Origin of the sequence: Polaribacter sp., assembly GCF_039939415.1 — a bacterium.
In the GTDB taxonomy this organism is placed as follows: Bacteria; Bacteroidota; Bacteroidia; order Flavobacteriales; family Flavobacteriaceae; genus Polaribacter.
Window position 1 is genome coordinate 202858 of the sequence record NZ_JBDVJE010000048.1, and the last position, 17552, is coordinate 220409.

Genomic DNA, 17552 nt, shown 5'->3' on the forward strand with positions numbered 1-17552 from the left:
ATTTATCTATACTGATTATTTATACTGTGACTTCGATGAATTCTTTTCTTTAATTACCTAGTTTTTGTTCAATTTCCTCAACTTTTTTTAACATGAATCTTTTTAATTCAATGATTTTTATAATCCAAAATATTAAAATTGGTGTTGCAATCAGAAAGATTGAGATTAAAAGAGAGGTTTCCCACAATTTCCAAGTAATAAGTACACCTATTACTGATAAAATCAGCCAGAAAAAAAGTTGTTTTCTCAGGCTAATGATAAATAGTATAGAATAGTTATTTACAATAAAGTATCCAGTATCTCTAAAATCCATTTGTTTATGAATTACTTCTCGATAGTTTGAAAAAGAGTAGGTATACTGTTTTTTAATATTTAATCGCGAATCTGAAATCCTTATGAACTTATAAGCTCCTGCTAATTGTACCTCAATAATTGAGAAAATAGCTTCAGTAGTTAAACCAGATGGTTTATTTATTTGTTTTTTAATTATCATAAGCATAAGTACAAGTAAAACCCTCAAACTCTAAAAACTGAATCTTATAAGAAGTGGTTTCATTATTATATCTAATTTCTCCAGTAGTTTTTTTATCAGAAAATTTAAAATCTTCTATATAGATGTTTTCTAAAAAACGCAATTTCTTCTTTCCGTATATTTTGTACAAACTTTCTTTAGCTCCCCAAACAATGGTTAATTTACTTATTAAAGCATCATGATTTGCAATGGTATTATATTCTTTTATCGGTGTAAATTTATGCGCGATTTTTAAAATTTTATCACGTTGCATTTCAATATCAATACCAACAGGTTGTTTATCGTCAGAAATAATTAAGCCAGAAAATGTAAACGAATGCGTAATAGAAATTTGTTTTCCGTTTTTTAAATGCGGTTTCCCAAATTCATCATAGATTAAATCGGCATCAGAATAACCAACTTCTTTAAGTAAATGGCGCACACTTAAAAACCCTCTTTGATGTAAGTCAGATTTCATTCCGTCTAAACGACTCTGACTTTTATCTGTAAGTAAAATGTTTGTTTTTAATTGATTAAAAGATTCTTCAATCTTCCAAATCAGCACTTTAGTGTTTTTGTTAACCGTTAAACTTTTGTAAAGAGGCATACTTTTTTAAAATCTATGTTGTAACTTTGCAATCGCAAAAATTAGAATATAAAGATACATAATATGAGCACAACAACAGCTTACGTACCATTTAAAGTTAAAGATATTTCTTTGGCAGATTGGGGAAGAAAAGAAATTACATTAGCAGAAGCAGAAATGCCAGGTTTAATGTCTTTAAGAGAAGAGTATAAAGATGAACAACCTTTAAAGGGAGCTAGAATTGCTGGTTGTTTGCATATGACCATTCAAACAGCAGTTTTAATAGAAACTTTACAAGCTTTAGGTGCAGAGGTAACTTGGAGTTCTTGTAATATTTTTTCTACACAAGACCAAGCTGCTGCTGCAATTGCTGCTGCAGGAACGCCTGTATATGCTTGGAAAGGATTGTCTGAAGAAGAATTTGATTGGTGTATAGAACAAACTTTATTTTTTGGAGAAGATAAAAAACCACTAAACTTAATCTTAGATGATGGTGGAGATTTAACAAATATGGTGTTAGATAAATACCCTGAGTTAGCTCCAGGAATCAATGGTTTATCAGAAGAAACTACAACAGGAGTTCATAGATTGTATGACAGAGTAAAGGCAGGAACTTTACCAATGCCAGCCATTAATGTAAACGATTCTGTAACAAAATCTAAATTTGATAATAAATATGGTTGTAAAGAATCTGCAGTAGATGCAATTCGTAGAGCAACAGATATTATGTTAGCAGGTAAACGTGTAACTGTTTGTGGTTACGGAGATGTTGGTAAAGGAACAGCAGCTTCTTTTAAAGGAGCAGGTTCTATTGTAACGGTTACAGAAATTGATCCAATTTGTGCTTTACAAGCTGCAATGGATGGTTTTGAAGTAAAAAGATTAGAAACAGTTGTTGCAAATTCTGATATTATTATTACAACAACTGGTAATAAAGATATTATTCAAGGTCGTCATTTCGAAGCAATGAAAGACAAAGTAATCGTATGTAACATTGGGCATTTCGATAACGAAATTGATATGGCTTGGTTAAATGAAAACCATGGTAATACAAAAGATACTATCAAACCTCAAGTAGATAAATACAACATTTCTGGTAACGATATTATCATTTTAGCAGAAGGACGTTTAGTAAACTTAGGTTGTGCAACTGGGCATCCAAGTTTTGTAATGTCTAACTCATTTACAAACCAAACATTGGCTCAAATAGAACTTTGGAACAATAAAGAAGCTTACGGAAACGATGTGTACATGTTACCAAAACATTTAGATGAAAAAGTAGCAAAATTACACTTAGCTAAAATTGGAGTTGAGTTAACTGAGTTGCGTGAAGACCAAGCATCTTATATTGGTGTAACAGTAGAAGGTCCATACAAACCAGAACATTATAGATACTAAATAGTTGTTTTTTAGTTACTAGTAACTAGAATTTTAAACATCGCTGTCATTGCGAGGAAGTAATGACGTGGCAATCTCATTTTCAGATTGTAAAATATATATAAAACCCTTTCATTCATTTGAAAGGGTTTTTCTTTTTGGGCGTTTTAACAGGCTTTCACTACTCGCTTTTTTGTTGAAAAAACAAAAAGAGCTCAAACAAACCGTTCAATCCTTAACGCGAGCAACAAATTCTTAAGAATTACATTTAGTTAAGTACTTTATACAACTCCTATTTTGCAAATATTTTTTATATTACATTCAAATTTGTTTTATGAAAAAAATATTATTAAAAAGCTGCTTACTTTTTTTACTATCTATAACTTGTAATGTTTTCTCTCAATGGAAATATCCCAATGCAGAAAATATAAAAAGAGATGTTATCATTACATACGAAGTCGCTTATGAAAAAGTACTTACAGAAAAACAAAAAAAATCACCAAATTATAAAAAGAAAATAGTTGTTGTTTTTAATAAGAATAAACTTATAGAAAAGAGGTTTACGAATATTCTAAATCTAGAATACTTTTATATTTTTGATTATAATAAAGAGGTTTCTTATAACTGTAGAAGTTATAAAAATGATAAAGTTGCTATAAAATCAAAATTTAGAAAAGGCTCAACAAAGGTTGTTTTATTAGATGAACCAATAGAAAATATTCTTGGTTTTCCTTGTCAGATATATGAAACCACGTTAAAAGGAGAAATTAAAAAAATATATACTACAAAAAGTTTTGGATTAAAATATACCAAGCAATTTAATACAGAAGGTTTTCTTTTAAAATATTCTGGTATAAGTAAATATTTTGGACGTTATACTGTTACTGCAAAAAACATATCATATGGCAAAGCACCAAAATCTACCTATAGTATAGAAGGCTTTACAGTAAGAACAAAAGAAGAGCAAAAACAATATATTGCTAAACGAGAAGAAAAAGGGAATAAATATAAGGAATTAGCAAAAAACAAAGTTGGAGAAAAATCACCTAATTTTTCATTTAGAACTATCGATGGAAGAAAAATTAAAAGCAAAGACCTTTTAGGTAAAGTAGTCGTTTTAAATTTTTGGTTTACTACTTGTCCGCCTTGTAAAAAGGAAATCCCTGATTTGAATAGATTAAAAAAAGAATTTGAAGGAAAAGATGTTGAGTTTTTAGCAATTGCTTTAGATGAAGAATATAAAATAGCTTCTTTTTTAAAGAAAATACCTTTTACTTATGAGATAGTTGATAGTGGTAGTTGGCTTAAATCAAAATTTGATGTAACAGCATATCCATCAAACATAATAATAGACAAAAAAGGTGTTATTCAGTTTTATAAAGTTGGTTACAAATCAGATATAGTAAAATCTATGTCTTATCAAATTAATAAATACTTATAATACTAAATACTAACAATATAAATTCTGAATGAAAACTATAAACATTTCAACCTTAGAAAACAGATTAAAAACTTTAGAAAGTTATATTCCACATAGTAAAAGCATAGATGTAACTATTTCTAAAGCAGCTGTTGCATGGCATATAGACCATAGTTTAAAAGTAATAAATGCTGTTGTAATTAGTATGAAGAGTTCAGACCCAACATTATTTCGAAATAACTTTAGTTTTCTCGGAAAATTATTTTTTAAACTTGGTTTCTTTCCAAGAGGAAAAGCCAAAGCACCAAAATATGTAAAACCACCAGAAGTTATTTTAGATTCTGCAATTATTATACAATTAGCAGAAGCAAGAAAACATATTAAAGAAATTAAAGAATTAAATGAAAACGCTTATTTTAGACATCCAATATTCGGTCATATACAAAAGAAAAGAGTAATCCGTTTTATTGATATACATACAAACCATCATTTAAAAATTATAAAGAGTATTTTAAAAAAGTAGATCCTACTTTTTTACTTCAATATCTTTGCTACAATTAAGAATCACAAATAAAATCATCTTGAAGAAAAAACAACTACTTTCTATAATTGCAATCATCATTTTAATAGCTGTTTTAGGTTCTGAAGAACTTTTAGATGCTAAAAAAGAAAATGGTATAATAGAAAATGGTGAGCTACCAAAAGCAACTACAAATCAATATTTTTTACCAACAAGTACAACAAACCAAGTTGTGCATCATCAAAATTATTCATTATCCTATAGCGAGAAACACGAACAAGCAGAATGGGTTGCTTATGAGTTAAAAGCAAATCATTTAAGCAAAACCAATTACAAAAGACCTTATTTCGAAATTGATAAAGCTGTAGAAACAAAAGCTGCACATTGGCGTAATTATAAAAAATCGGGTTATGACAAAGGACATTTATGTCCTGCAGGAGATAGAAAATTTACCAAAGAAGCACATGATGAAACTTTTTTAACAAGTAATATCAGTCCGCAAAAACATAGTTTTAATGCTGGTATTTGGAATCGTTTAGAACAAAAAGTACGTTATTGGGCACAAAAAAATGACGGTGTTTTTGTAATTACAGGAGGTGTTTTAGAAAATAATTTAAAAACAATTGGTAGTGAAGCTGTTTCTGTGCCAAAACAGTTTTACAAAGTAATTTTAGACAAAACAAATGGGCGAATTAAAATGTTGGCATTTTTAATGCCTCATAAAGATTCTAATTTTCCTTTGTATAAATTTGTGGTTTCTGTAGATAAAATAGAGGCATTAACAGGTATTGATTTCTTTAAAGAATTAGAAGATTCTTTAGAAAATAAATTAGAAAGCTCTAACAGTTATAAAAATTGGAGTTTTAATTAAAAATAGCTTACAAAACAATACCCTTTCATTATAATGAAAGGGTATTGTTTTGTGAAATTGAATTTCTGACATTTATTTATCTGTCATAAACTGAATGTTATTTTCTTTAATAATTGATTTATCCTTTTTAGAAGTAAAAGTTAGGTTCTTTTTAATTTTAGAAATTATTGGAAAAATAATTCCAACTAAAAATAAAATTCCTCCTAATATTAAAATTGAATTAATTTCTGCAAAAGTATTTCCTGCAGTTAGAATTCCAAGAATTAGTAATACAGAAATTGGTAAAGAAAGTGCTAAAATTGACAAAGCAAAATTAGGATCGAAGGTTCTATCTTCTGTATTTTCTTTTTTCTCTTTAAAATGAATTGCAGAAATATGAGCAAAAGGCCAAAAACTAGCAGAACTCAACGTAAAAGCAATCATTACTAAAATGTCTTTTTGAATGGTTAAATCTACAAAGAAAATAATACCAGCAATTAAAAATAATGTAAAAGATGCTCTTAATAATAACAATGAGAGAATTTGAAAAAATTGTTGCTTTTTAATTTTTACAGCCAATCCTATAAATATTAAAACTAAAGGCGTCATAATAAAACTTAATCTTGTTAAAGTTATTGATAAGAAATTAGGTAATTTATCTATAGTTATTCCAAAAGAAACCAAAACTAAAGCTACTATTATAAACATGTTTACAGGTTCGTAAAGCAATGTTTTAAAAAGCATTTTTAGTTTAGATTTTAAAGAATTCGCTTCAAAATCCGCATTTTTATAATGCCATTTTAAAGCGACTAGGTATAATAAAAACAGCACAAAAAACTTATTTCCTAAATCTGCCATTGCAGTTTTTGCTAGTGCGTCATCGCCTAAAAACTCTAAAATAAAAGGAAAGCAAGATAACCCAGGAGCTAATGAAGGTATTAAAAGTTTTGCACTTCTACCTTTAGCTGAATGTATATCTACACCAATAAATTTTAGTAAAACAGGTGTAATTGCAAATAAAATTACATTAAAACCTAAGGTTAAAATTGGGTATAAAATTAAATTTCCATCAACTTTTACTTTTAATAAAGCAATAAAAATGGTAGCAGGTAAAGCTAAGGTTAATATTAAACTTTTTAATCCATTTGTTTCATCACCTGTAGAAATTTTCTTCTTTAAAATTATTCCTATAATTATAAATAAAATAAATGAAATAGATTTTTCTAAAGCTCCATCCATAATTTAGGCAAAAATTTCTGTCATTGCTTTGGTAAATAATTTCATTTCATCCATTGTACCTATACTTACTCTACACCAATTTTTATCCCAAAATTTAAAAGATTTTACAGCAACGTTTTTAGCGTAAATTTGTTTTAAAAATTCTTTTACTTCCATCGGAATTTCAAAAATAATAAAGTTGGTTTCTGATGGTAAATAAGAAAAATTCTTTTTGTTTAAATATTTCATTGTATAAGCTCTTGCATCAGCAATTTTTGTTTTACAAGAATCTAAAAAGTCTTGATTATTTAAACTAGTAGCTGCTGCTGCAATAGAAGGACCTGTTATTCCCATTCCACCACGTGTAATTTCGCTAATAATATCTAGCGTTTCTTTTTTACCAATAGCATACCCAATTCTTAAACCAGCCATACCGTGTATTTTAGAGAAAGTTCTGGCTACAATTACATTTTTACCTTCTGCAACTAACGTATTCATAGAATCTCTTAATCCGTTATCAGATAATTCAAGGTACGCTTCATCAACAAAAACAGGTACTTTTTCTGAAACTCTACTACAAAAATCTTTCAATTTTTTTGCGTCTGTTATAGATCCTGTTGGGTTGTTAGGGTTACAGATGTACACTAATTTGGTGTTCTCATCAATACCAGCTTCCATAGCATCTAAATCGTGCTGAGAGTCTTCTAATAATTTGTATGATTTCCATTGTCCACCAACAGATTTTGCAACCACAATTAAAGACATATAGCTTGGGTCTGCACTAATAACGTTACCTCCTTCTTGAAAGAAAACCATGGCAACTTTTTCTAGCAAATCAGAAGAACCAGGTCCCATTAAAATTTGATTGGTATGAATGCCTTCATTTTCGGCAATTTTCTCTTTTAATTCTCTTAAAGTTTTCCATGCATATCTATTTCCTTTAAATACTTCGTCTTGAAAAGCTTTTGCAGATTTTGGTGGCGGACCATATGGGTTTTCATTAGATCTTAATATGGTTAAAGCTTTTTCTTCTTTTACTACAGGAGGTGTAAATTCATTAAAGAAATTATTAGAGTTATATAAGAAAGTTCTTCCTTCTTTTTGAGCTGCTATTACATTGCTACTCCAGATATCATGAGGAACTAAAGCCAATGCACCTAAAGTCAATGTTCCTTTTTTTAACCATTCTCGTCTACTAATATTTGTTGATTTCATTTGTTTGAATTTGTTAAGAATTTACATCAACTAAATTAAAAAACTAATTCTTTTTTAAGGTGTTATATATTTAATAATAATCATAATTTTTTGTTTTTTTGATAATTATTATTGTTTTTAATGGTTTTTTTAATCAAAAAATCATTAAAAACAGAGTATTACTGAATATTATATAATACAATTTTGTTCTTTTGATGAGAGTTGTTTCTTAAAAAAGATAATTACTTATTTACTTCTAAAGTTTCTTTTTTATGGTATTTTTGATTATTCTTATAATTTAAATTATAAAGTAAAAGTCTTTTATGAAAAGCTCTACAGCAATTCTTTACATGATATTTAGTGTTATAGCATTTTCATTAATGAATGCTGTTGTAAAATATTTAGGATCTTTTAATGCATATCAAATAGTATTTTTTAGATCTATAGGGACCTTATGTTTTACGGTACCTTTAATTTTAAAAGCTAAAATTCCTATTTTAGGAAATAATAAGAAATTATTGTTTTTAAGAGGATTATTTGGGGTTGTTTCTCTAACCTGCTTTTTTATGTCTTTAAACTATTTAGCAGTAGGTACAGCAGTTTCTTTAAGATATACATCGCCTATTTTTGCGGCAATTTTTGCATTCATTTTTTTAAAAGAAAAAATAAAACCAATACAATGGTTGTTATTTCTAATTGCTTTTGTAGGAGTTTTAATTATAAAAGGTTTTGGTTCTGATGTGAACTCAATTGGGTTGCTTTTAGTTGTTTTTTCTGCCATTTTTTTAGGATTAATTTTTGTGGTTATCAGAAAAATTGGAGATTCAGAAAATCCATTAGTAATCATCAATTATTTTATGGTAATGGCTTTTGTATTTGGAGGATTAATGTCTGTAAATTACTGGAAAACTCCTAATCTAACAGAATGGTTATTGTTATTAAGTTTAGGTGTTTTTGGGTATGTTGGTCAGTTATATATGACAAAAGCATTGCAATCTCACGAAACCAATGTAATTGCTCCGTTAAAATACTTTGAAGTTGTTTTTATGATTATAATTGGCGCTTTTTGGTTTGATGAAATCTATAACCTTTGGACGCTTTTAGGAATCTTTTTAATTATGTTTGGCTTACTTTATAATATCTATTTGAAGAGAAAAAGAGGATAAAAATTATTTTCTTATTAAACTAAAGTGACCAACTTTTCTTTGTAACTCATCTTTCTGATTTATTAAAACAACACTAAACCAATAATCATTTGTTGGTAAAACGTTCCCATTATAGGTTCCATCCCAACCATTTTCATTTAAATTAAAGGTAGAAACCAGTTTCCCAAACCTATCATAGATACTTATTTCTGCACTTTTATATACACTTTTATTGATACCTTTTATTTGCCAATAATCATTTTTACCATCATTATTTGGAGTAAAGTATTTAGGAAAGCTAATTAAGGCAATTTCAAATTTTATAGAACCACAATTATTTATGTCATTCACCTCCAAAGTATAAAGCCCTCCATCAAGATTATCAAAATAAGGATTTTCTGTATAATCTTGAACAATGTTATCATTAGTATCTAAAAGTCTAAATTTATAATCTCCTAAACCTAAATTAGAAGTATTAATTTTGATATAATTATTATCAGAATCATCTTGCACTTCAATATCATTTATATTAATAGTTGAGATTGAAGATTCTTTTATTACAATTTCCTCCTTATCAGAATCACATCCATATTTTGATGTAGCTATAACATTATAAGTTCCTCCTTTAAAAACAGTTGTAGAAAATGAATTACCAACAATATTATTATTATCATCTCTCCATGTATAAGAATTATCAGAATTAGGATTTTCTACTTTAATTTCTAGTTGAGAATTATTACCCATACAAATAATATCATCAGTAATTAAATTTACAGTTGGTTTTTCTCTTACCACAAAATTAATAGTAGTTTCTTCGAAACAAATATCATAAATAGGGTTTTCTAAACGAACTCTTATTGTTTGAGAATTTGTATTAAAGGGATTGGGTAATGGGCTTGGTAGAGCAACATCATTTTCATCAAAATATGTAATAATTAAACCAGTTTGACTACCAATAATTGTACTTTCTATTGATGAAGTATCAAAACTATAAACACCATCATAATCATCATCACATTCTTCTAATGGAGCAATAGAGTTTGCAATTGGAACTGAATTTACTACAAAGTTAAGAATGGTTTCTTCATAACATTTTCCATCTAAATCTTTGGATATAGAATTTTCTACTCTAGCAGTAATTTTTTGTGATTTTGTTACAAAAGGATTTGGTAACGGACTTGAAAGTTTAGTACCACTTTCATCATAATAACTAACAGTAACATCAGTTTGATTACCAATTATTGTGTTTTGTATGTTTGATGTATCAAAAGCAAAAAATCCATCTCTATCATTATCACATTCAGGATCTATTGTTACTACATTTGCTATAGGTACTTTTTCAACATTTAAAGAAATATGAGCACCTAAACCCAAACAGTCATTATCAAATTTGCTATCTACTCTTATGTATATATTTTGCTGATTTGGGTAATCTATATTTTGGTAACTTGTTATATCTGCAATTGGATTTTCTTCTGATAAAGCATCAGCTTCATTTTTATAATAGTTGATAATTAATTGTTGATTAGCAGGAAAAATGTTTTCAATATCTGAAGTAACTGCACTAAAATTGAAAGTTGCAATTCCATCTGTTGTATTTGTTCCATCATCACATTGATAAAAAGATTTTATTAATGTTGCAGGAATTTGAGTTGTAGAAACAAATAAGTTTACTTCACTTGTTCTATAACATCCATTTTCGTTTTCCACTCTTGCCCAAACTTTATCTACACTTACTGTTTCGTTTTCATAAGTTGTAACATCTGTTATAAAAACTCCATTATTTTCTGCCTCAATTTTTTTTTCATGAAAAGTGATTGTATAGTTTTCTGGATTTGTGATAATTTTCTCTTTTACTTCGTTTAAATTGAAAAAACTAAAACCGTTAATATCACTATTGTCACATTGTTTAAGTTCTACAATTGGATTGATGTTTGGAGCATCAAAAATTTCTATTTCTTTTAGAATTGTATAACTTGTGTTATCTATATGAACAACTGTTGCAGTAACATTATAGGTTCCTGGAGATGAAAATTGATGAGAAACATCTATAGATGTTGAGGTGTTATTTGTACCAGAACTTGGGTCATCAAAATTCCAAACTACAGATTGTATTTCAGATTGATTTGTAAGACTTAGATTGTTTGAAAAGTTTTTGCAATTGTTGTCGTTTGTAATTTCAAATGGGAAGATTGTTTTTGCTTCACCATTTACGGTAATAAAGAAATTCATAGAATTTAATGGGTAATACGTTGTTGAGTTACCTGAATAACCACAACCTTTATACCAAGAATCACCTGTATCATTTTCTGTACCTGCTATAAAAGCTGTGGCGCTTCCGTACGAAACTCCTTTGAGAACTTCAACTAAAATCATTTTTACATCGGCAGGAACCACAATTGGTGTTTCAAAATCAATTAGCATAATTCTAGCATTATTTCCTGAAAAAGAAAAATATGGAAATTCTTTTGTTTGACTACTGCCTATTAAATCTAATTCAGAAAAGGAATTAGGGAAATTTTCGTCTATACTATAAATATTAAATTTAAAATCAGGTTTCCAATCTGCTGCACTTAAACCTACAAACCCTTTATTAATAATGTACTCTTCATTTTCATTTATTCCAAAATCCTTAAGCACAAATTTCCTTGCCCAATATTGATAAGCTGAACTACAAGAATGCATTTGTGTTTTTTTAACATCATCACCAATATTATTAGATAAAGTAATATTTTCTTTTGTGTTAATTAGACTATGTTTTTCTCCTGTAACATTAATAAAAAAATTAGCATTTAAAACAGGTTTGCTTAGGTTCTCTGTAGAGGTGTATGTATAAATTTCTCTACACCCTTGAAACCAAGAAATATCATTATCTTGCTCTGTGCCTGCAATCAAAACTTTTTTATAATCAGCATTGTAAATATCATCTGATTGAGTTGCTACAACTAAGATTCTTTCAGTATTTGAAGGAATCACAGCAGGAGTACTAAAGTTTATTTGAATAATTTCTGGAGTATCATCAATTTTTGGAGCAGTTGTAGAACTTCCACCAATATAAATTGCTGTAGAATTAGGGAAGTTAGAATCGATTGCATAAATCCTAAGATTTAATCTAGCTCCATTATAAGAATTACTAATAGCTATTTGACCAGATCTAACAATAAATTGGTCAGTTGTCTCTATTCCGAAGTCAGCTAGTGTAAATGTTCTAGCCCAATATTCATCATAAACACAAGACTCCCAATCTGTTTTTATAGGTGTATTTCCAATATTATGGGTTATTGTAATCTGAGATAAAAGGTTTGAACAAATAAATAATATAAGGGGTAAAATCAATTTTTTCATAGAATACAAAAGTATAAAAATTACCCCAACCAACCATCTCTATCTAAACTTCTGTATTGAATTGCTTCTGCAATATGATCTGGTAAAATATTTTTAGAATTCGCTAAATCAGCAATGGTTCTAGATACTTTTAAAATACGGTCATAAGCTCTTGCAGAAAGATTCAATTTTTCCATTGCAGTTTTAAGTAAAGTTAAACTCTCTTCGGATAATTTACAGAATTCACGAATCTGTTTTACACTCATTTGTGCATTGTAATGTATGTTTTCAAACTCTTTAAAACGTTCTGATTGTATTTCTCTAGCAGCAGTAACTCTTTTTCTAATTTCTACAGAAGATTCTCCTTTTCGTTCTTCAGATAATTTTGCAAACGGAACAGGGGTTACTTCTATATGAATATCAATTCTGTCTAACAAAGGACCAGAAATTTTACTCAAATAACGTTGCATTTCTTGTGGAGTAGAGGTCATTGGGCTATTTGGGTCATTAAAAAATCCACTTGGACTCGGGTTCATACTTGCAACCAACATAAAACTACTAGGATAGGTAACTGTAAATTTTGCTCTAGAAATGGTAACTTCTCTATCTTCTAAAGGTTGACGCATTACTTCTAATACATCTCTTTTAAATTCTGGTAATTCATCTAAAAATAAAACACCATTATGTGATAAAGATATTTCTCCAGGTTTTGGATATTGTCCTCCACCAACTAAAGCAACGTTTGATATGGTGTGATGTGGGCTTCTAAAAGGTCTTGCATATAAAAGACCTTCATTTTTAGTATTACCAACTACAGAATGAATTTTAGTAGTTTCCAAAGCTTCATGCAAAGTCATTGGAGGTAAAATCGATGGCAATCTTTTTGCTAACATTGTTTTTCCAGATCCTGGAGGTCCAATGAGTATAATATTATGTCCTCCTGCAGCAGCAATTTCCATACAACGTTTTATAGATTCTTGTCCTTTTACATCAGAAAAATCAAATTCTGGAAAATCTATGTTTTTATAAAACTCTGCACGAGTATCTACAATTGTTGGTTCAATTTTTTTATCACCATTAAAATGATTGATGACCTCTAAAATATTATCAACTCCAAGAACTTCTAAATTATCTACAATTGCAGCTTCTTTGGCATTTTCTTTCGGAAGAATTAAATGTTTAAAACCTTCCTCTCTTGCTTTTATGGCAATTGGCAAAGCACCTCTTATGGGTTGTAAACTTCCGTCTAAAGAAAGTTCGCCCATAATTACATATTCATTTATGTTTTCTGATTTTATTTGATTTGAAGCGGATAAAATCCCTATAGCTAAGGTTAAATCATAAGAAGCACCTTCTTTTCTAATATCAGCAGGAGCCATATTAATAATTATTTTTTTACCAGGGAGTTTGTAGTTATTGTTGTTTAAAGCAGCAGAAATTCTATAAGAACTTTCACGAACTGCATTATCTGGTAATCCTACCAAATGATAGCCAATTCCTTTATCAATATTTACTTCCACAGTAATTGTAGTGGCTTCTATACCAAAAACGGCAGAACCATAGACTTTTACTAGCATTTTTTTCTTTTTTCTAAAGATAAAGAAAATTAATTAAGGTTTGGTTGTTTAAAATTACAGGGCTGCCATCTTGTAGGATCGTACTTTTGTAAAAAACCTTTTAAAAGATTTTCATCTCTATAACTTTTATAATCGTCAAAGATGAAAATTGTAGCCTTTGTAATGAGATTTTTATCAGAAATTAAAAATTGTCCACTGTCTATATCTTCAAAAGAAATAGTAGAAAATTTATAATAATTTTTGAAGTTTAAATTTTTCTTAAGAGAAGCATAAGAAGGGTTAATGTCTGTTTTAACAGAAAAAGAAGTTGTGTATATACTAACTGGAATAAAATTATTGTTGGTAGTTTTTGTTTTTCACAACAAAAAACTAACAACAAATAAAATTAAAAGTAAAGAAGCGTATTTTTTCATAGTACGGATTGTTTTTTATTGAGGATTTTATGAATAAATACAAAATCATAGATTTTAATGATAATTTTTTCCCTCACTGAAAACAGTGAGTTACTTCACTGTTTTCAGTGAGGGGAAAAATACCCCATTTTTAGTGATAAATTTATTGAAAACAATGCTGTACATTTACAGTGAAAGAGAATTATTATATGATTTTTTATGTTTCGGTATAAATGAAATAAATTTTTATCAAAAAATTCTTGAAAAGAATAATTGCTATGTTAATTAAAAAGCTTTCCAAATAATGAAAGACACACTGTTTTTGTTAGTACAAAATTTGTTATTAAAAAATAGAATTTCTTTTGACAAGAAAGAACTTTCTTTTCAAATTCAAAGTCATCCTTCTTATCCCAGTTTACATGCTATTACTGGAGTATTAGATCATTTTAATTTAGAAAATGTTGCTGCAGAGGTTCCTATAAATGTAGAAACACTTTTGCAATTACCAGATTGTTTTATTGCTCAAATTAATACTGTGAATGGGACTGATTTGGTTTTAATAGAAAGGGAAAAGTTAGATTATATTATTTATAATTCTTCAAGCGAAAAAGAAAAAGTAACGGAGAGTGGATTTTTAGAAAAATTTACGGGAATAATTTTAGTAGTAGAAAAAAATGAAGATCAAAAATCAAAGCTATTTGAAGCCAACCAAATAAATAAAGTTTTCTATTTTTCAACTATAGTTTTATTAGGAGTAGTTTTTGTTTTATCAAAACCAACAATTATTTCATCAATATATTTTTTATTAGCTCTAATTGGTACAGTAATCAGTATTTCTGTTTTTAATCAAGAGCTGGGTGTTCAAAACACAATTGGGAATGCGTTTTGCTCTTCTTCTAATGAGAAAAAAGATTGTGATGCAGTTTTATCTTCAAAAGGAGCTACAATCTTTAAAAACTATAAGCTAAGTGATTTAAGCTTGATTTATTTTTTAGGATTAGCGATTTCTACATTTTTATTTTCCATAGGAAACATTAGTTTAGAAATTGTCTACATTATTAGTCTTTTAGCTTTACCAATAACAATATATTCAATCTATTATCAATATAAAATTGTAAAAAAATGGTGTTTTTTATGTTTAAGTATAGTAGGCATTTTATTGTTGCAAGGAAGTATTTTCTTTTTTACAAAAAAAACAAACATTGTTTTTTTGTTTGATAAATTAATAATTACATCCTTTAGTTTTAGTCTTATTTTTACTATTTGGAGTTATATAAAACCTAAATACATAGAATTGTTAGATGGAAAGAAAATTAAAATTGACGCTGTTAAGTTTAAGAGAAATTTCAATCTTTTTTCAACATTGCTTCACCAATCACAAAAAATAGAAACTAAAATAGTAGGTGCTTCCGAAATCGTTTTTGGTAATGAAACTTCAAAATTATCTATTGTTGTAATTACAAATCCGTTCTGTGGTCATTGTAAACCAGTACACCAAATAATCGAAGATATTTTAAAGAAATATAATAAGGAAGTTAAAATTACAATACGCTTTAATATTAATATTGATGATCGTGAAAGTGATGTAGTAAAAATTACAAGTAGGTTGTTAGATATTTATAATATTAAAGGTAAAGAAGATTGCTTAGCAGCAATGGGAGAAATTTATGGAGGACTTTCTCCAAAAAATTGGTTAGACAAACGGAAAGAAACTGATACAGCTCAGACCTATATTTCTGTCTTAGAAAAGGAAAAAGAGTGGAGTAAAGAAAACGCAATTAATTTTACACCAGAAATTTTAATAAACGGAAAATCATTTCCAAAAGAGTATGATAGAAGCGATTTAATTTATTTTATAGAAGATTTATATGAAGAATGTTGTAGTACAGAAGACATAAATAATATAGGAAAAATAAAAGAAGCACAAACGGCTTAAAATAGCAAAACCCATTTTAGAATGGGTTTTGCGTTTAGAACAAAATTCTCTCGCGAAGAATAGACACAAACTGTGAGTGTCTCAAAATGTTCATGGCAAATATAATTTTTTAATTTATTAATTATGAAAAAACAAATTTTAAATTTAGGAAAAGCTTTAAATAAAGCAGAACAGAAAGAGGTTTTTGGGGGAAGTCCAAAGCCAATAAATTTCGACTGTCTAGTTAATTTTGGTGACCCTAGTTGTTGCACATCTAACGAATGTGGAAATACAGGAGGTATTTGGCAGCCTAATGCATTTGGATATGGTACTTCTGAAAACTGCGCATGCTTTTAATTTAATAAGAAATCGGTCTTTTTAGGTGTCAATTTTTGACACCTAATTTTTAAGAAGAATAGACACAAACTGTGAGTGTCTCAAATTGTTCACGGCAAATGTAACTTAATTTTTTAATTATGAAAAAACAAATTTTAAACATTGGCAAAGCTTTAAACAAAGCAGAACAAAAATCTATTAATGGAGGAATTGGTGGTGGACCCTTTTTTGGAGAAAACTGTGATACAAGCCATGATTGTAATTTTACAAATACAGTTCCTTCCGTTTGTTGTTCAGGTATTTGTATATATGGTTGGAAAACTTGTTAATAGAAAGTATAGTTATAAATATTAGCGTAATTTCAATTTTTAGGATATATATTAAAATGAAAGAAAGCACTCTATAATTAAGAATAGACACAAACAGTGAGTGTCTTTAAATGTTCGCTGCAAATATAATTTTTTTTGAATTTATTTATTATGAAAAAACAAATTTTAAACATCGGTAAAGCTTTAAATAAAGCAGAACAAAAATCTATTAATGGAGGATGGATTCCAGACTTGTCAAAAGCTTGTGGCTATGTGCTTTTTAATTCTATTGAATCTCAATGTTTAGGACTTGGATATGTCTATCAGCCAATATGGAATGCTGCAACAGGAAAATGCTCTGCTCTTGGTCAAGGTAAAAATTGTGAAGAACTTGACCCAGTTTTGATTTAGAATATAATCTCTTAATTTTTTTAAAGGAGAAGTTTTAACTTTTCCTTTTCTATAATAACATTTACTTGAAAAATTTTCCAACATATAAACAAACAGAGTCTAAAGATTATGGATCAATATGTATTAAAATAATTTCCAAATACTATACTAAATGTAATTAATACATAGCAATTACTAGTAATCTGGTAAACAATATTTTCTCGCGAAGAATAGACACAAACAGTGAGTGTCTTTAAATGTTCACTGCAAATATAATTTATAAATATTTGAATGATGAAAAAACAAATTTTAAATGTAGGTACAGTTTTAAACAAAGTTGAGCAGAAATCCATTAAAGGAGGTCTAGGAGGAAGTTGTGTTACCGAACAAGATTGTAGATTAAGTCCTTTATATTCAGGAGGTCCAGTTGCTTGTATACAAGGAGGATGTTCTTTTGCTTGGAGTGAATAATAATTTAAGGGTTAGATG

At 28.3% G+C, this 17552-nt stretch carries 16 protein-coding genes; 10 read left to right on the top strand and 6 right to left on the bottom strand.

Annotated elements, in window-relative coordinates; translation table 11 throughout:
- Window positions 1–49 precede the first annotated feature (49 nt).
- On the bottom strand, window positions 50–493 hold the full coding sequence (locus tag ABJG40_RS08090; protein ID WP_348024076.1) for a hypothetical protein: 444 nt from the start codon (window positions 491–493) through the stop codon (window positions 50–52).
- On the bottom strand, window positions 483–1118 hold the full coding sequence (locus ABJG40_RS08095) for a 4'-phosphopantetheinyl transferase superfamily protein (protein ID WP_348024077.1): 636 nt from the start codon (window positions 1116–1118) through the stop codon (window positions 483–485). The genes ABJG40_RS08090 and ABJG40_RS08095 overlap by 11 nt, the downstream gene beginning before the upstream one ends.
- Before the next feature lie 63 nt (window positions 1119–1181).
- Between ABJG40_RS08095 and ahcY the strand changes: the two genes are divergently transcribed.
- The 4 genes from ahcY to ABJG40_RS08115 all read left to right on the top strand — a co-directional run bounded on the left by ahcY (window position 1182) and on the right by ABJG40_RS08115 (window position 5285).
- Window positions 1182–2495, top strand: a complete 1314-nt coding sequence (gene ahcY / locus ABJG40_RS08100) for an adenosylhomocysteinase (RefSeq protein WP_348024078.1) — start codon at window positions 1182–1184, stop codon at window positions 2493–2495.
- 313 nt (window positions 2496–2808) lie between these two features.
- The gene (locus ABJG40_RS08105; protein WP_348024079.1) at window positions 2809–3915 is read left to right on the top strand and encodes a TlpA disulfide reductase family protein; all 1107 of its coding nucleotides are present in this window, start codon (window positions 2809–2811) and stop codon (window positions 3913–3915) included.
- A 28-nt stretch (window positions 3916–3943) separates the two neighbouring features.
- Complete coding sequence (locus ABJG40_RS08110) at window positions 3944–4417, top strand: DUF1569 domain-containing protein (protein ID WP_348024080.1); 474 nt, start codon at window positions 3944–3946, stop codon at window positions 4415–4417.
- Window positions 4418–4475: 58 nt separating this feature from the next.
- Window positions 4476–5285, top strand: a complete 810-nt coding sequence (locus ABJG40_RS08115; protein ID WP_348024081.1) for a DNA/RNA non-specific endonuclease — start codon at window positions 4476–4478, stop codon at window positions 5283–5285.
- A gap of 72 nt (window positions 5286–5357) precedes the next feature.
- Here the strand turns inward: ABJG40_RS08115 and ABJG40_RS08120 are convergent, their stop codons facing one another.
- Both ABJG40_RS08120 and ABJG40_RS08125 read right to left on the bottom strand, forming a co-directional pair.
- Window positions 5358–6503: a permease gene (locus tag ABJG40_RS08120; protein WP_348024082.1), complete on the bottom strand. Its 1146-nt coding sequence runs from the start codon at window positions 6501–6503 to the stop codon at window positions 5358–5360.
- A 3-nt stretch (window positions 6504–6506) separates the two neighbouring features.
- Window positions 6507–7697 carry a histidinol-phosphate transaminase gene (locus ABJG40_RS08125; protein WP_348024083.1) on the bottom strand — a complete coding sequence of 397 codons (1191 nt, stop codon included), beginning with the start codon at window positions 7695–7697 and terminating at the stop codon, window positions 6507–6509.
- A 302-nt stretch (window positions 7698–7999) separates the two neighbouring features.
- Between ABJG40_RS08125 and ABJG40_RS08130 the strand changes: the two genes are divergently transcribed.
- On the top strand, window positions 8000–8842 hold the full coding sequence (locus tag ABJG40_RS08130) for a DMT family transporter (RefSeq protein ID WP_348024084.1): 843 nt from the start codon (window positions 8000–8002) through the stop codon (window positions 8840–8842).
- A 3-nt stretch (window positions 8843–8845) separates the two neighbouring features.
- Here ABJG40_RS08130 and ABJG40_RS08135 read toward each other — a convergent pair whose 3' ends face one another.
- Window positions 8846–12157: a T9SS type B sorting domain-containing protein gene (locus ABJG40_RS08135; RefSeq protein WP_348024085.1), complete on the bottom strand. Its 3312-nt coding sequence runs from the start codon at window positions 12155–12157 to the stop codon at window positions 8846–8848.
- A 29-nt stretch (window positions 12158–12186) separates the two neighbouring features.
- Entirely contained in the window at window positions 12187–13722 is a 1536-nt protein-coding gene (locus ABJG40_RS08140; RefSeq protein WP_348024086.1) for a YifB family Mg chelatase-like AAA ATPase, read from the bottom strand.
- 696 nt (window positions 13723–14418) lie between these two features.
- Here ABJG40_RS08140 and ABJG40_RS08145 point away from each other — a divergent pair.
- The 5 genes from ABJG40_RS08145 (at window position 14419) to ABJG40_RS08165 (ending at window position 17534) form a co-directional block, all read left to right on the top strand.
- The gene (locus tag ABJG40_RS08145; protein WP_348024087.1) at window positions 14419–16050 is read left to right on the top strand and encodes a vitamin K epoxide reductase family protein; all 1632 of its coding nucleotides are present in this window, start codon (window positions 14419–14421) and stop codon (window positions 16048–16050) included.
- A 123-nt stretch (window positions 16051–16173) separates the two neighbouring features.
- Window positions 16174–16386 (top strand): hypothetical protein, encoded by a 213-nt coding sequence (locus ABJG40_RS08150; protein WP_348024088.1) that lies wholly within the window; start codon window positions 16174–16176, stop codon window positions 16384–16386.
- Window positions 16387–16505: 119 nt separating this feature from the next.
- Window positions 16506–16694, top strand: a complete 189-nt coding sequence (locus tag ABJG40_RS08155; RefSeq protein ID WP_348024089.1) for a hypothetical protein — start codon at window positions 16506–16508, stop codon at window positions 16692–16694.
- A gap of 150 nt (window positions 16695–16844) precedes the next feature.
- Window positions 16845–17084: a hypothetical protein gene (locus ABJG40_RS08160; protein ID WP_348024090.1), complete on the top strand. Its 240-nt coding sequence runs from the start codon at window positions 16845–16847 to the stop codon at window positions 17082–17084.
- A 270-nt stretch (window positions 17085–17354) separates the two neighbouring features.
- Window positions 17355–17534 (top strand): hypothetical protein, encoded by a 180-nt coding sequence (locus tag ABJG40_RS08165; protein WP_348024091.1) that lies wholly within the window; start codon window positions 17355–17357, stop codon window positions 17532–17534.
- Window positions 17535–17552 lie beyond the last annotated feature (18 nt).

Bases quoted from the DNA above. Each gene is read 5' to 3' on its own strand.
- ABJG40_RS08110 (WP_348024080.1), top strand. From the start codon at position 3,944: ATGAAAACTATAAACATTTCAACCTTAGAAAACAGATTAAAAACTTTA.
- ABJG40_RS08090 (WP_348024076.1), bottom strand. From the start codon at position 493: ATGATAATTAAAAAACAAATAAATAAACCATCTGGTTTAACTACTGAA.
- ABJG40_RS08105 (WP_348024079.1), top strand. From the start codon at position 2,809: ATGAAAAAAATATTATTAAAAAGCTGCTTACTTTTTTTACTATCTATA.
- ABJG40_RS08130 (WP_348024084.1), top strand. From the start codon at position 8,000: ATGAAAAGCTCTACAGCAATTCTTTACATGATATTTAGTGTTATAGCA.
- ABJG40_RS08160 (WP_348024090.1), top strand. From the start codon at position 16,845: ATGAAAAAACAAATTTTAAACATCGGTAAAGCTTTAAATAAAGCAGAA.
- ABJG40_RS08155 (WP_348024089.1), top strand. From the start codon at position 16,506: ATGAAAAAACAAATTTTAAACATTGGCAAAGCTTTAAACAAAGCAGAA.
- ABJG40_RS08145 (WP_348024087.1), top strand. From the start codon at position 14,419: ATGAAAGACACACTGTTTTTGTTAGTACAAAATTTGTTATTAAAAAAT.
- ABJG40_RS08095 (WP_348024077.1), bottom strand. From the start codon at position 1,118: ATGCCTCTTTACAAAAGTTTAACGGTTAACAAAAACACTAAAGTGCTG.
- ABJG40_RS08120 (WP_348024082.1), bottom strand. From the start codon at position 6,503: ATGGATGGAGCTTTAGAAAAATCTATTTCATTTATTTTATTTATAATT.
- ABJG40_RS08140 (WP_348024086.1), bottom strand. From the start codon at position 13,722: ATGCTAGTAAAAGTCTATGGTTCTGCCGTTTTTGGTATAGAAGCCACT.
- ahcY (WP_348024078.1), top strand. From the start codon at position 1,182: ATGAGCACAACAACAGCTTACGTACCATTTAAAGTTAAAGATATTTCT.
- ABJG40_RS08125 (WP_348024083.1), bottom strand. From the start codon at position 7,697: ATGAAATCAACAAATATTAGTAGACGAGAATGGTTAAAAAAAGGAACA.
- ABJG40_RS08165 (WP_348024091.1), top strand. From the start codon at position 17,355: ATGATGAAAAAACAAATTTTAAATGTAGGTACAGTTTTAAACAAAGTT.
- ABJG40_RS08150 (WP_348024088.1), top strand. From the start codon at position 16,174: ATGAAAAAACAAATTTTAAATTTAGGAAAAGCTTTAAATAAAGCAGAA.